The sequence below is a fragment of the Roseomonas aeriglobus genome, assembly GCA_016937575.1.
In the GTDB taxonomy this organism is placed as follows: Bacteria; Pseudomonadota; Alphaproteobacteria; order Sphingomonadales; family Sphingomonadaceae; genus Sphingomonas; species Sphingomonas aerigloba.
In genome coordinates this window covers 3072211-3085472 of the sequence record JAFHKN010000002.1, presented here as the reverse complement: position 1 = coordinate 3085472, position 13262 = coordinate 3072211, and the positions used below count along the sequence as shown (strand labels likewise).

General features: G+C 60.7%; 10 protein-coding genes. 3 read left to right on the top strand and 7 right to left on the bottom strand.

The features are described from left to right. Positions 1–3 precede the first annotated feature (3 nt). Both JW805_15120 and JW805_15115 read right to left on the bottom strand, forming a co-directional pair. Positions 4–645: a hypothetical protein gene (locus tag JW805_15120; GenBank protein MBN2973340.1), complete on the bottom strand. Its 642-nt coding sequence runs from the start codon at positions 643–645 to the stop codon at positions 4–6. A gap of 27 nt (positions 646–672) precedes the next feature. Then, complete coding sequence (locus tag JW805_15115; GenBank protein MBN2973339.1) at positions 673–4125, bottom strand: MobA/MobL family protein; 3453 nt, start codon at positions 4123–4125, stop codon at positions 673–675. Positions 4126–4573: 448 nt separating this feature from the next. On the opposite strand from JW805_15115, the gene JW805_15110 reads away from it, so the two are divergent. Then, on the top strand, positions 4574–5494 hold the full coding sequence (locus JW805_15110; GenBank protein ID MBN2973338.1) for a hypothetical protein: 921 nt from the start codon (positions 4574–4576) through the stop codon (positions 5492–5494). Between the two features lie 95 nt (positions 5495–5589). On the opposite strand, the gene JW805_15105 is transcribed toward JW805_15110, so the two are convergent. Then, entirely contained in the window at positions 5590–6600 is a 1011-nt protein-coding gene (locus tag JW805_15105; protein MBN2973337.1) for a hypothetical protein, read from the bottom strand. 315 nt (positions 6601–6915) lie between these two features. Here JW805_15105 and JW805_15100 point away from each other — a divergent pair, with 315 nt between their 5' ends. Together JW805_15100 and JW805_15095 are read left to right on the top strand one after the other, a co-directional pair. Further along, the gene (locus JW805_15100; protein MBN2973336.1) at positions 6916–7275 is read left to right on the top strand and encodes a hypothetical protein; all 360 of its coding nucleotides are present in this window, start codon (positions 6916–6918) and stop codon (positions 7273–7275) included. 244 nt (positions 7276–7519) lie between these two features. Beyond that, positions 7520–7810, top strand: a complete 291-nt coding sequence (locus JW805_15095) for a PilZ domain-containing protein (protein MBN2973335.1) — start codon at positions 7520–7522, stop codon at positions 7808–7810. 285 nt (positions 7811–8095) lie between these two features. Here JW805_15095 and JW805_15090 read toward each other — a convergent pair whose 3' ends face one another. From JW805_15090 to JW805_15075, 4 genes are all read right to left on the bottom strand, one after another. Next, on the bottom strand, positions 8096–8737 hold the full coding sequence (locus JW805_15090; GenBank protein MBN2973334.1) for a pilus assembly protein: 642 nt from the start codon (positions 8735–8737) through the stop codon (positions 8096–8098). Then, a complete protein-coding gene (locus JW805_15085; protein MBN2973333.1) occupies positions 8734–9276 on the bottom strand; it encodes a pilus assembly protein in 543 nt (180 codons plus the stop codon). Before JW805_15085 ends, JW805_15090 begins: the two co-directional genes overlap by 4 nt. Before the next feature lie 32 nt (positions 9277–9308). Then, positions 9309–11201 carry a Tad domain-containing protein gene (locus tag JW805_15080; GenBank protein MBN2973332.1) on the bottom strand — a complete coding sequence of 631 codons (1893 nt, stop codon included), beginning with the start codon at positions 11199–11201 and terminating at the stop codon, positions 9309–9311. Between the two features lie 263 nt (positions 11202–11464). Then, a complete protein-coding gene (locus JW805_15075) occupies positions 11465–13237 on the bottom strand; it encodes a diguanylate cyclase (protein MBN2973331.1) in 1773 nt (590 codons plus the stop codon). Positions 13238–13262: the final 25 nt, after the last annotated feature.

Below are 13262 nucleotides of genomic sequence, written 5' to 3'. Positions count from 1 at the left end.
CGCTCAGCCCTCCAGAGCCTGATTGATCAGATCGCGCGCGGCGATGAGGCCACGACGGTGATCGATATGATTGGTGAAGGGCGCTGAGCGCAGATCGAGAGCGTCGTCGCCAAGACGGAACGAAGGCTGAGCATCAACGGGTGCGCGGTGATCGGGCACCAACCACACGGCGCCGTCAGCTGCCAGCCACGGCAAGTGCGGTCCATGCCAATGGGTTTCGAGCATCGACCATTGGCAGATCGACATCGACATATGCCGAATACCATCGGCGCCTTGGCCGAGCGACACGACCAGCGCGTCGCTACGTGCCGCGCGGACACCGGCAGCAACCGATCCACCCATCGTCCGTGGGTCTTCGATGGCCGGCACGAGCAATAACGAAGCCTCCGGCACGTAGAGATAATTCCAGAAGTCGATCGGCAGCGCGGTCGCGGCGTCCTTCTCTACCGTCCATCCGGCGGCTTTCACGAGCGCGAGGGTCGCGCCGATAATTTGCACATCCGCTAGGCGGCGCATGCGATTGTCGTTGGTCACTTGAAGGTCTTCTCGTTCGGCGCTGCCGCCGGCTGCGAGCGTGCGAGGCGCACGGGGAAATTTCACCTCACGGTACAGCCTTAGGCTCCTTCCCAATCCTCTTCGCGCCACCGATAAATCGATGGCGCTCTACCATCGTTAGTGCCCGCGGCCGTGGTCCCGTGGTGCTGGCGCGGCGGCAGCCACGCCTGTCTGATCGATCACCGCCCACTCCTCGCCGGTCTGCGGTTCGGCCGGCATGACTGTCGCCGCCTGGGCCAGAAGCCAGTAACCGCAATCGACCGTGGCGAAGACGCGAAGTCGATCGATGATCTCCTCATGCCGGCTTGCAGCGAGCAGCTTGCCATTCTCAATCCTGAGAGAAATACGCCCGTTCACCAGATCGGTCATCGGGCCGACGAGCGCGGCTTCGAAGGCTTTGAGGTCTGCCGTCGACAGGCGCTGATAGAGTGTATGTTCTCGGAAGTCGCTTACGACTTGCCGGGCCAGCTCTAGCCGTTCGGCCTTGCGATTTGAAACGAACGGCGACGTGGTGGTCGGTGACGAAACCGTGGCGGTAGAGGATATCGGCCCACGCTGTTGTGCGAGGCGGCGAGCTTGCTCCATCGGCGTCGGTCGAGAAGTAACTTCGTCGCTTTCTGGCGATGATTGCGGACGACGTCTCGGCGGCGTCGGTGCTGTTGTAAGCTTGGGAGCGATTTTAGCGTCGGCTCTGGCCTCAAGCGCTTCTCGATTAGCAACAACAGAGTCATCCAGCGTTGCCGGCACTGCGGCGGATTCGTGTTTCTCGTCCGCGGTGTCGGAAGGTGAGGCGACCTGCGTCGGCACGGCTTCGCGCGTCAGCGATTCCATCTGTTTCTGACGCTCGTCGGGCGTCTGCAGCGACGGTCGATTGATCGCTTCAACCTCGGCGCTTTCGACTGTCTGCGGGCCAACTGGCGATGGAGAACTGGCCTTGGGTGGCAGCGTCGGTCCATCACCGTAGCCGAGTTCAACTTTGTCATCGCTAGCTTCGCGCAGCGGCGCATCCGGACGGATCCGAGGAGACATAGAGTCCTTTCCTTGATCCGGTTTATCGCCGCCTCTGTCAGCATCGGCGGATATATGTGGCGGGATGCGCGTCGCCGATTGAATAGTCGTATTCGTCACGGCCTGCGATGCCGACGCGACGGCGCTGGCCTTGGCATTTGCCTCGCTGAGATTCCGGGACGTCGTCATTGAATGAGCAGCTTTGATCACTACCGCCGTCACGGGAGGGGGCAACTCGATCGGCCGCTGTTTCGAAGCCGTGAGCGCAACGGGGGCGGGTTCTACGATCAGCGCGGCGGCGGGTGACGCCTCTACCGGTTGCGGCTTCACCACAGGCCGTTGTGAGGCATCGAATCTGGCCTGCGCGCTCGGCAGCAGATCGCCGAACCTGGGATGATGCCGGTATAGCCTGTAGTGGCGCCTGACGGTCCGATGCGGTGCGCCTCCGTCAGATCCGAGCAGTGACGCCTCACCGTGGGCCGCGATGTAGTCGATGACGCGCCCGATCTCCTTGTCCTGCAGCTTGCCGGCCTCTTGCACTACGGCATCGAACCGCCGCTTGTAGGGCTGTTGCGCGATCAACGCGCGGTCAGCCTGGCGTAGTCCAGTAGCGACATATCGTTCGCTCTTGCTACCCGATCGAACGATGAAGACGAAGCGGTCTGCCGGAGTCGACCACTCGACCGACCGCTGCCGGGACAGATGCTCGACGAGCGCATCGAAATGCGCCTCGGTATCGCGTGGCTCGGGATGGTGGGCAGGCAATAAAACGGTGCCCTCGCCCCACCGCCGGGCCGCCCACTCATTCGCCTGAGGAACGCTCCGCCGCTCGATCGTTTCATTGATCTGCCGATCGAATTGGGCGAGGTGTTGACGAAGATCGGCGACCTCGCGTCGCGCCGCGCGCACCGTATCGCCGTGCGGCTCAATCGCTTCGTGCACGGCGTCGAGATGTGCACACGCGATCTCGCTGCGCGCACGATAAGTCGCGACCGCTCGCGCCTCCGCGGGGCTGGCCGAACCGTCCTCGATTGCGGCCAGAATGTCGGAGGTTTTCGCCGCCAGGCGCTCTGCCGCGGACCGGGCCATCTCGGTCGAAAGATCCCAATCTGCTACGGCGCGTAGGGTCGTGGCCAGACGGTCGCGAGCGTTCTCATAGGCCCGGCGCAATCTGGCCAACTCGTCTTCGTCGCCGGCCGGTGCGGCAGCATCGAGCTTGTGCAGAATGACGTCGTGCCGATCGAGCTCGGCGGCGATCTCCCGCTCTGCTAGCCGTTGTCGTGCGGACCAGGCTTTCACCGCATTGCGACGGTCGATCTCAACCGCAAAACCGGCGTCGACCAGTGCGGCCGCGGCGCTGCCCAAGTGCTCGCCGGGTACCTGATCGATCCCCATCTCCTTATAGGTTCGCGGATCGTAGCGACGACGGACACCGCAGGCGGTCAGCCGGTCGTTGACGATCTCTGCAAAGGCATGTCGCAGCGCGGCGACGTCGGCAGCGGACCGCTGCTTAAAACTCAGGCGGAGGAGCTCTTCCCGGGTCGCCCCGCCCAATCGGGCGGCGAGATCGCCAGGCTGCAATTTGCCGCCGCGAAACTCCCACTGGCCATCACACCCCTGACGACATACGCCTGGGTAGATCAAGATGTGCGGATGGCGATTTCGCGGGTCGTTGCGGTGCGTCGGCTCGTGTGCCGCTATCGTGTACTTCAGTCCCAACTTATCAAGCAATGAGCCGTAGGCCTCGGCGATTGCGCGGTTGTCGTGGTCGCCGAGTTCATCCGGAAATTCGGCTTCGATTTGCCATTGTAGGACCCCGCCGCGCGGACGGACGAAGTGGATCAACCGCTCATCGCGACGCGATCCATACCGGCTGATGTCCAGCGCCTCTGCCCACGCCAGAGCGTGGTCATCGAGTTCGATGCGATGGACACGACGGCATGTCGGTTTGCTCCCGGCATTCGACGCACCGATGACTTTCAGCAGCCCTTTGCAAACCGACCGCGGCGTGGCCGGGTTTTCGTTCAGGCGGATCAGTTCCGACAGGTCGCCGCAAGCCGGTCGGACCCACAAGCTTGGCGGCGATGGTGTCGAGGCGGCGGCACTCACCGCCGTCCAGAACCGCTCGCGCTCCGCCGCATCGCGCGAGATGTTGCTGACCACGAAGGCCGTTCGCGACTTACCTTCTACACCCTCGTCTCTATCGACGACGTAGCGTTCGTTGACCGTCGCCCGGTCCTGTTCCGCTGTGATGTAACGCTCGAACGCCAGGGCACCATTCGGCGCCTTCCTGCCTGCCGGCCTGACGTTGCTCACGGAAGATAGCGAGAAGTGAAAGCTCGTCGCACCGGCCGTTGTCATCGGTCGCCAGCGTGGCGGTGCCGGAAAACTCAGGTCGATATTCCGGCGTGACAATCCCCCGCCCTGGCGATGCCGTTCCAATCGCTTCTCAGCCTTGACCCGCCGCCCGGGCTTCGCCCCGCCGAGCTCCTCCAGCGCCTGCCGCGAGATCATCGCGCGAACGGCGGCATTGGCGTGGAACAGGCGCTCGGACAGGTTCACGGTGGCTCTCGAAGCTCAGGTCATGGCAATAGGATGACTCCGACACGCCGCGCCGGCCAGACCTTCTCAGAAATAAACCTTCTCGCCTTCCGGAGCGACAGCGGCGGACCAACGCGATGCCTGCCGGACCGCGGCCTCGACGACCGGCCATTTTTCGGGCGATCGTTCGCCCACTGGGCCTGAGCGGCATCCTGCTCCCCCCATCCATCGGTAGTCGCCGACGACTACCTTATTGCGCAAAACCTTCCTCCTTTCCTCCCTCACTCGCATGCGTGTGGCGCATGCGCACGCGCGTGGCACATCCGCTTGTGCGTGTCGCACGCGCCCGTTGCGCGCCTCGCGTGCGTGAGGCCGTGTCTGCGGTTCAGGTTACCCTGAAGGGGGTGTCGATCGACCGTAATTTCCGCCGGTCGCCCCTCGTCGGGCACCGGACAGGAAAGGTCGCACCATGAACGCATTCAACATCGGCAAGCAGCCGCCCGAAGTGGCGCAGGCACTGGTCAAGGTGCTGGCCGAACTCGTTCTGCTCGGCAAGGAAGATCCTTTGACGATCGAGCGCGTCGCCGAGCTTGTCGACGGCGGCGAACGCGATGCGTGGCTGATGGCGCGGGCGCTCGAAATCCTGCCCGCGGAAATCGATGCGCGGCAGTGGCTCGACTGGATCGAGGGCGGTCGCGCACCGGCGTCAGCCGACCGCCTGACCGACCCCGAGCGCGGGCAGAAAAAGTCGGCGCGCGGCGCATGGCAGTCGGCGGTCGACCGGCGCGAGCTGGCCGCGCAGCAGGTTACGGTCGCGCGCGAGAAGTTGGCCGAGGCCGAAGCCAATTTTGAGGAGTGCGAGCTGGCGGTCAGGCACGCCGACGCGCATCTGCGCGCGGCGGTCTGCTACCGCCTCCGGATCGATGAGGCGAAGCTGCTTGCGGGTGCCTTCGCAATGGGGCCGGCGTTCACGCTATTGCGCGCGATCAGCACCTATCAGCGGCGCGACGCGGCGTTCGAGGCAGCGCTCGACGAGCATGGCCGCGCGTGGATCGACGAGCATATCACCAACCGCCAGGACACGGCGCGGACGATCATGGAGCTGCTCGACTTTCTTGCCGGCGACGCTGGCGTCGAGATCAAGCTGCACCACGCGATCCACAAGGTGCTGACCGAGGCCTATGCCGCGGTCGAAGCCGAGCGGACCGAGGCGAAGCGGGATGGCACGCCGCTCAGCCTCCGAGCAAAACGCACCATGCGCAATCACGACCAGCGCCGCACCAGCGTGCGGCGCGAAGGCCTGCGCAACGACTATGGGTTAGTGCTCGACGGATTGGATGTCGGCGCATCGGCCGACGGAGATGAAGAGCCAGGCAATCCCGCATCGTGATCGAAGATCACAGGGTCGTACATAAAAAGCCCGAGCGTCGCCCCGGACGCTCGGGCTTGTGTCTTACGGGGGCAGTGAAATGGCGTCGCGACCGCTCAGGCGGCTTGCAGCTCGTCCACCTGAATGAACCGTCGGCGCATGCCGAGCCGGACGTCGGTATAACGGTCACCGCGCGCCCGCGCCGAGGTGATCACCGCGTCGCCGAGCAGTGGCTCGCCGTCCAGCAGAGTGGCCGCTGACAGGCCGACCACATGCTGCAGATCACTGTCGTTCAGCGCCCGATCGAGCCGCAGCTCCGACCCATGGATAAGCGCGGTCGGCGACGTCGTCGCCAGCCGGGCACACAAGGAAATGCGCCCTTCCCACAACACGACCGACACGGAAGTGACATCGACGCCGGAATCGCCATTGCGGTAAAGGTCGGCCTGCCGATATTTTGTCTGCAGGTCGGCGATCACTGCCGCGGGGTCGCGCCCGCTGCGCGCGATCGCTGCCTCCGCCAGGGCGTCGATTTCCAGCATCGCGTGATGCGCGTCAAGCCGGGCCTTGCGCCGCTGCCGGCGTCGTTGCGACGGCGCGATAAGACGCATGCTGCCCGCGAAATCACGGCCGTTCGTACCGCCGATCGCCGACACCTCCGGTCGCAGCATCGGGTCGAGCGTCTCGACCGCCGCTTCCAGCTCCTCACGGCGCCAGTCGAACGGGCACTGTATCGGCAAGGGCGCCATGCTGAACCCCGCGAGCCGCATGCCTGCGTTGGCCCGATCGATCGACGCCTCGACCCGTGCCCGGAGCGCCGCGACGCGCTCGGCGAAGCGGTCATGTTGCGCCAGCAACTCGCTGATCCTTGCGCGGATCGCGGCGGCCAGAAACGTCGTCTTGTCATTGCCGGCGGTCACCTCGTCGACCAACAGCACCAGCTCGACGTCAGCCAGGGTCAACACCACCCGGAAGCCATCATAGCCGCTCCGCCGATCAATCATCGGGTTAATGGTGACGGTGGCTTTGACACCGATCTCCGCGGCGGCCTTCGTTGCGATCCCGCGCACGCGCCGAGCGATGCGCTTGAGGTGCTTGGCCTGCAGGTCATCGGGGTGGTCGGTCATCTACCTGGTCCTTGTGAATTTCATCCGAACGTCAGCGTTCGACCTCCATCATCCACTCCACTTCTCGTGCTCTTCGCCGATCGGTCACACGGGGCACCAACAGATGTTGTCGCACACCGACAAAGTCTAAGTTGCAATGCCGATGTGTCTGCAGCAGACGGTTATGCCCATCAGCGCATAGAGTGCCGTGTCGGTCTGGGAATGGCCGGGCGGGCGGGATTTATGGCCGCTACTGGGCCGTATCCGGAATAGCGGCTTCCAATCGGCACGTGTTCAAAAGCTGACATTACCGACTTCGAAACCTCGCCTTCGACGGTGAAGGACGCCGTTTTGAGTTTCACAGGCAACGTCGCCGCTCTCGCCCAAATCCCTGCCCCTGACGAGATCATCAAGAACTCGCTTGCCAATTACGCATTCGAGAATTCTGAGATCGCCGTATACACTTCGCTGCTAGCGATCGTTGAGTTGGTGACTTTGGCCGGCGGCAGAGCGCCCTCCAACAGTCGCTCAACGAAGAGCAACGGAAGGCACAGCTCGTTCTCGACAGCATCCCGACGATCACACGAAAGTATGCGGAACTGCGATCCGCAGGCGAGACAACGGGCCCCTGACCCCAGCTTGGGCAAGGAGCGGGAAGGGTTGTTAGCCGAAACGATCAGCGATCGCGTTATTTAAATCTATCGTTCTGCCCTTAATAGGCAATAGAAAAATCTCTCTTGCTTGACCCTTCGGTCGGCACCCTTACCGTCCGCCAGATCGCATCGACGCGCTAGCCTACCTTTGAAACTTGCGTGTCGAGCGATGTCGTGCGGGCGCGCAGCAGCGCTGTCCGCCGCTATCACCGCTTCTTTACCCTTTCCGTGCAAAAACGGTCAGCATGTCGACAGCTGTGCATCAAGTTAGAATGCCCCGTCAAAGCGTGTTCCTATCTGCCACGGCGGAACGCTTTGGGCGGGCCGCGACGACGATGCACAGGGTCCGCAATCTTTCCACGGCGGGCGCATGCATCGACGCCTGCGATACGTTCCGCGTCGGTGAGACGCTCGTTATCGGGATTGGAACGCTCTCGGAAGTGGGTGCGCAAGTCCGCTGGGCAAAGGACGGTCTGATCGGGCTACAATTTGTTGTGCCGATCGAAACCGCCTCCGCGTTGGCACGAACGGCAAAGCCGCCTCAGCCTTCAAATGTCCGCACACGCTATTCCGGCTAAGTCCTAAGGCTTTTTATCGCAACCGGCGGGGGACTTGCCGGTACGCCAGATCGCGCCGACGCACGGGACCATCGTTTGGCGTCGGCCGCGCGACGGTTGTCGCGCTCGCGCTACCTGTTCTGGCGGTGCATACGCGGGAAGGATGCGAAGGGCTGTCCAATTCGCCCTCAGCCCATCACGCCAAAAAGGGAACTTCCAAAGGGCAATGCCACTCACTCTGCTTGAAAGTTGATAACAACCCCGTGAACAGACTGCTGGCATCAGCAGAGGCCAATAAACGGGTTACTAAAGCCCCGTCGGGCTGCTGCAATTTTTCTTTGGTGGGAAACGGTTGTCGGGAACCGGAGACGTGAAGTCCTTAGACCTCGCGCGGAACATAGAAACCCGAGTGATTGCCGGGTCAAGACTCGCCATGCGAAATGGTAGCATCGAAAACAGTGGTTGGTATTCGTAGCTTATTTGGACATGGAACAGTACCTCGTCTAGGTTGAGTGTCCGCCCATTCGGCAAGGTTGCAAGTGCATTCGCCTGATTGCAGCCAACAAGGGGCGCCATCGTCGCATAGCCGCCGTCGAAGCGCTGCCATAGAATCCGGTTCTCGACTATCGAGTTGTTGTCGTTATCAGTTCCCTGTACCCCTGTAATTACGATGCGCCCGAAATTGCGTAGATCATAGGGCTTTGCACTAAGATCGAACGCGTTGAACAAATCATAGATTTGCGCCTCGGTGACCCCGATCTCGCCGCTGCCGCTTTGCGCCACCAGGTCACTCGACATTGCGGCCAAGCGTTGAACCCGGTTGGTAGCCATGACGAAGTTTCCAAATTCGATCGCGGTCAGCGTGAAGCCTAAAAAGATTGGCAGGATAAGCCCAAATTCCAGGAACGAGACGCCACGGCGGTCGTCGCGTAGTCGTTTCATAATCATGAGTTACGCCTCAGCGTCTCGTTACGCACGACAGTAGTCGCTGACAGTGGGACGACGCCGTCTGTCATGCCGGTGACCACCCCGACGAAACCGAATAATACACGCTTGGGATAAGTGACAGTGTAGCTAACAACGTCTCCCGGCCCGCCTAGCGTTCCTGACTTTGGCACGCTGGCGTCCCAGCGCCCGTTCTTATTACGGTCAACATAGGGCTCCCCCAAGTCATATGTGCCATTCTTGTTGCTATCGGTGTACAGTTCCGGCGTCACTGAAGCAAAATCGGCATAGACCTTCGTCACTATGGAAATCTCGCGTCCAGCCGGCGCGGGAAACTGCTTCATGTCGAGCTTGATCCGTGCGTTCATTACCGCAATGCGTTCAGCCTCACTTGATTCAAGAGTTGCCGTCGCCGCGCGCGCGGCCTCCATCACAGACCCTTCAAGCACTTGGCGTGCAAATATCTGGTGGCCGATCTCTACCGCCCCACAGATCAAAAATAACATTATCGGTGACAGAAAGGCGAACTCGACGATTGTCACGCCACGCTCGCACTGAGACAGTGTGGCCATGATTATTTGACCAGGTGCAGGTCGACGAGCTCGGACGCGATGTCGTCAAACGCTGCCTTTAAGGTTGCCGCGTCGGACGTCCGATAAACGTGGCTAGGCGCGCATTTCTCGAACATCGATAGCGTGCCGGCGTCCGTAGTGGTCAGCGCGACGATATAAACTTTCGGCGGGTTCGCCTCAGCCTGCAACGACGCACAGGTTTTAGCAAAGCGCCGCTCCGACTGACTGATTAAGTTACCAGCGTTTGCGCTAATCGGCGCATCCGCATAATTTCCGTAAAAAGTCCAGGTGCGGTCGGTATATCCGTTCTGCGTCGTACCCAGGGCCGTCTCGCCATCTGTCATGAACACTAAGGCACGTTTTGCCCGTTCGTTGACAGGGTTGACCCGCTTGAAAATGTCATCGCGGACCAGCAATCGATATCCCCACAACAAACCTGCGTGATGCAGTGTGCCGTTGGCGGGATAGATCGCGGCGTTTTTCTGACTTACTACGTTCAGCCAGTAGTTCTTCGATCGACCGTAGGTGATCGGCTCGGCCTCTTCCGGACACTGCCAATTGGGGGAGGGTGTTTCAGTCTTGTTCTGACTGGAGTTGTCCGTGGATCCACCGTTAGGATTGATGCGGTAAGCAGTTGGGTCGCGCCAATCCGCACTTAAACGCGGAATGCGATCGTAATTTACCTTAAATGGCGTTCCGGTGTTCGTTTTGAAATCCCACGTCATGGTGGACGGATCGTAGTAGGCTCCACTCGTTGTCGTGATTACGTCGTCGGCCGCCGTCGTAGCACCGTTATTGAGCCCGAGGTAATATTGATAAAACCAGCGCCGATAGGGATTCGACGCAAAGTTATCACCAGAAAGGTCCATATTCAGCATAGCGTCGGCGTAGCTCGCATGCAGCCGATAAAGGTTGAACCCAGGCTCTACTGACGAGTATTTGTAGAAATCACCGGTCGAGTTGGACTTTGTTGCCGCATCGGCGGCGCTCGCAGCAATCCGAGGAACGTAGAACGGCGGGATAAAATATGGCTCAATAGACGGATGTCCATTCTCACCTGGTAGCGTGCGGTCGATGTCCCAAGCGCCGGGGTCGGCATAACTTACAGTAGAGGTCAGGTCGCGCACGGTTGTGTCGCCGAAGACACATCCCTTCCAAGCCAGCGGCTGTGTTGGCCATGTGCCGCCATACGAGTTCATATACTGATCGTTGTAGGCTGCCTTTTGCTTCACCATTCCCGACGGCAGCAACTTTCCGACGTTGACGGTGATATCGTACATCACGAAACCGAGCGCCAGGTCGGCGCGCGACTCGGCGCCCTGATAAAGGATGTCGAGAAAGCTGCGCGAGGCGTCCTTGAGGGCCGAAATGCGCGTCTTGATCACCCCGGTTGCATCGGCAGGCAGGTTCGCCCTGAGCGAGCCAGTGTTATCGAGCACCATCATGACCTCAAGCGGGTGCGGCTGTATTTCAGCGGTCGCTATCGCCTCTATCGATTGCTGTGAGAACCCGAACGCGCGCATGAACGTCATTGGCAAATCTATTGTCGCCTTGACCGTCGTTTGATTGCGATTAGCTACAGTTTCAAACCGCGGTGTCAGCGATAGGTTTTGAGCACCCATCGTGCCGTCCGGGAAGTTGCCAAAGAAATACGCGTTAACCTGACTTTCGCGGGATGTCGGCATACTGCCGGATACGTTGTAGGCTCGAGCGCCTGCCAAGGCCGCAGCATCAACCCCGGCCTGTAGCGCCGATTTTGCAACGTAGATCCGCCCCATGTCGATTGCTGACCCGAGAGCAATGATGACAGGGATAAGCCCTATCGCCATCATGGGCAGCACTGCCGCACGATGATCATCACGAAAGACACGACTTGCGCTAAACCATCCTGGCATAAACCCGGCCCTTTAAGTGCTGGAATTATTACAGGATGGTGTAAACGGGGGGTTAACGACAAAATTCAATTGCAAGCTACACAACCGCTTAACGTTCATCCGTTTCTTGGCGAGAGCGGGATTTCTGCAATGCCGTCGGATGGCTGAAACTTTAGAAAGCGAACGGGCTTATCCGTGAGAGTTATACGAGGGAAAATTCGAGCGAATCCGCAACGTTTACAGAGGGACGAGTTTCTTCGAACCTCCGTTGTCGGTTGAACCTGTTAGGCAGCTAGCCTCAAGCGATCCCGACCCGCTTTCTTGGCCTCGTAAAGCGCCCGGTCGGCGGCGGCCAGAACCCCTGCGGCTGTGACGGCTCTGTCATACCGAGCCACACCGCCGCTGACGGTAACATGGATGCTGACTCCCGCGACCGAAATCGAGGCCGAGGCAACAGCCACGCGCAACCGATCGCAGATCAACTCGGCCTGTTCGGCTGTCGCACCAGGTAGAATGACCGCGAACTCCTCGCCGCCGAAGCGCGCGACGAAGTCCCTGTCGCACATCCGATCACGCACAAGATCCGCGAAGACGCGAAGAACCGCGTCGCCCGCAGCATGACCATAGCAATCGTTCACCGCCTTAAAATGATCGAGGTCAAACAACGCGACACATCCAAAGCCATCTGGTCCCGCGCGCTCAATTGCGAGATTGAGCTGCGCGTCAAACGCGCCCCGATTCGCAATGCCGGTTAGCTGGTCGGTCATCGCCGCCGCAAGAAGTCGTCTCTCGACTGATTTGCGGTGGTCGACGTCACGGATCGCGCTCACCAATCCGTTTACCCTGCCCGCCTCATCGATGACTGCACGGGTCTGGGTCTCGAACCATCGCGTCTTACCAATCGAATCCCGAGCGCGGAATTCGGCGATGACTGTGCAATTTGGGTCTGAGATAGCTCTTGCATGCGCTCTAATTACCTCGCCCAGGTCTTCCCGGTGGACCATCTGCGAAGCGCGACGGCCGATCACGCCTTTGGGTGTGTACCCGTTAATCTGTTGGATCGATGATGAAGCGAACCGTATGCGGCCGCTCAGATCGAGATTGACGATGATGTCGGTCGAATTCTCGGTGAGGAGCCGATAGCGCGCCTCGCTTTCGTGCAAGCGTCGATAGAGTGCGTTACGGCGCGCGAGTTCCGCGCTGATTGGAAGTATCGTGAGGACTATGCACGCTAAGTAGAATTGAAAGAATTGTACTCGCTCGCCGACTGGCCCGGTCAACAGACCAAGGGGTCCGTGCCCAGCAATTGTAAGCCATCCGCTGATCACAGTTAGCAAGACGATAGACGCGGCCGCACCTAATCGACCCAGTCGAAAGGTAGCCAAAATTATGGGAAGCATGGGCAGGAACAATAGCGGAAATCCGTCCTGCGCAAACACGAACACACTGGTAAGGGCGACAAGCAGAATTAACGCAGCCGCTTCAATTACTGCCGCCGGCTTCGCCATCATAGCCCAAGCCTTGGCATCGCCGCGCAGGAAATAAACGGCGATCGGGGTGCAGGTCACCGCACCCAAAGCATGGCCCGCGTACCAGTGCGCCCAATTGCCCCAGTAGCTGTCACCGCCAAGCACCGTCGCCACTGCTGCGCCGCCGAACGCACTCAGCGCAGGAGCCGCCCCGCCTGCGGCGAACAAAAACCAAGGGAGGCTTGCCCGAGATCCCGTCTTGCTGGGGCTCGGGCTAACGCGCCGAAGGATTAACGCCGCCGCTACTACCTCAAAAAGGTTCACGCATGCCATCGGGATGGCCGCGACAACCCCGAGGCCGACCCAGGCGGTTGCGACCATCCCGGCGAGTGCGCAGCTAGCCAAATGCGGCATCCAGCGCGGAGGCCGCAGCGTCAGCAATCGGGCAAGGAGCGCGGCGTTTGCCACAGAGATAAAGGCAACCCCGCCTTCGAAGCGGGTCAGCTTAATCGCGGCAGCAGCTAGCGTGAGATAAAGCACGCCGAGGAGCAGTATAGACAAGATTTCTTTGATCGATCGTTTGGGCATATCGTCTGCCTAGGGTTCGACTATC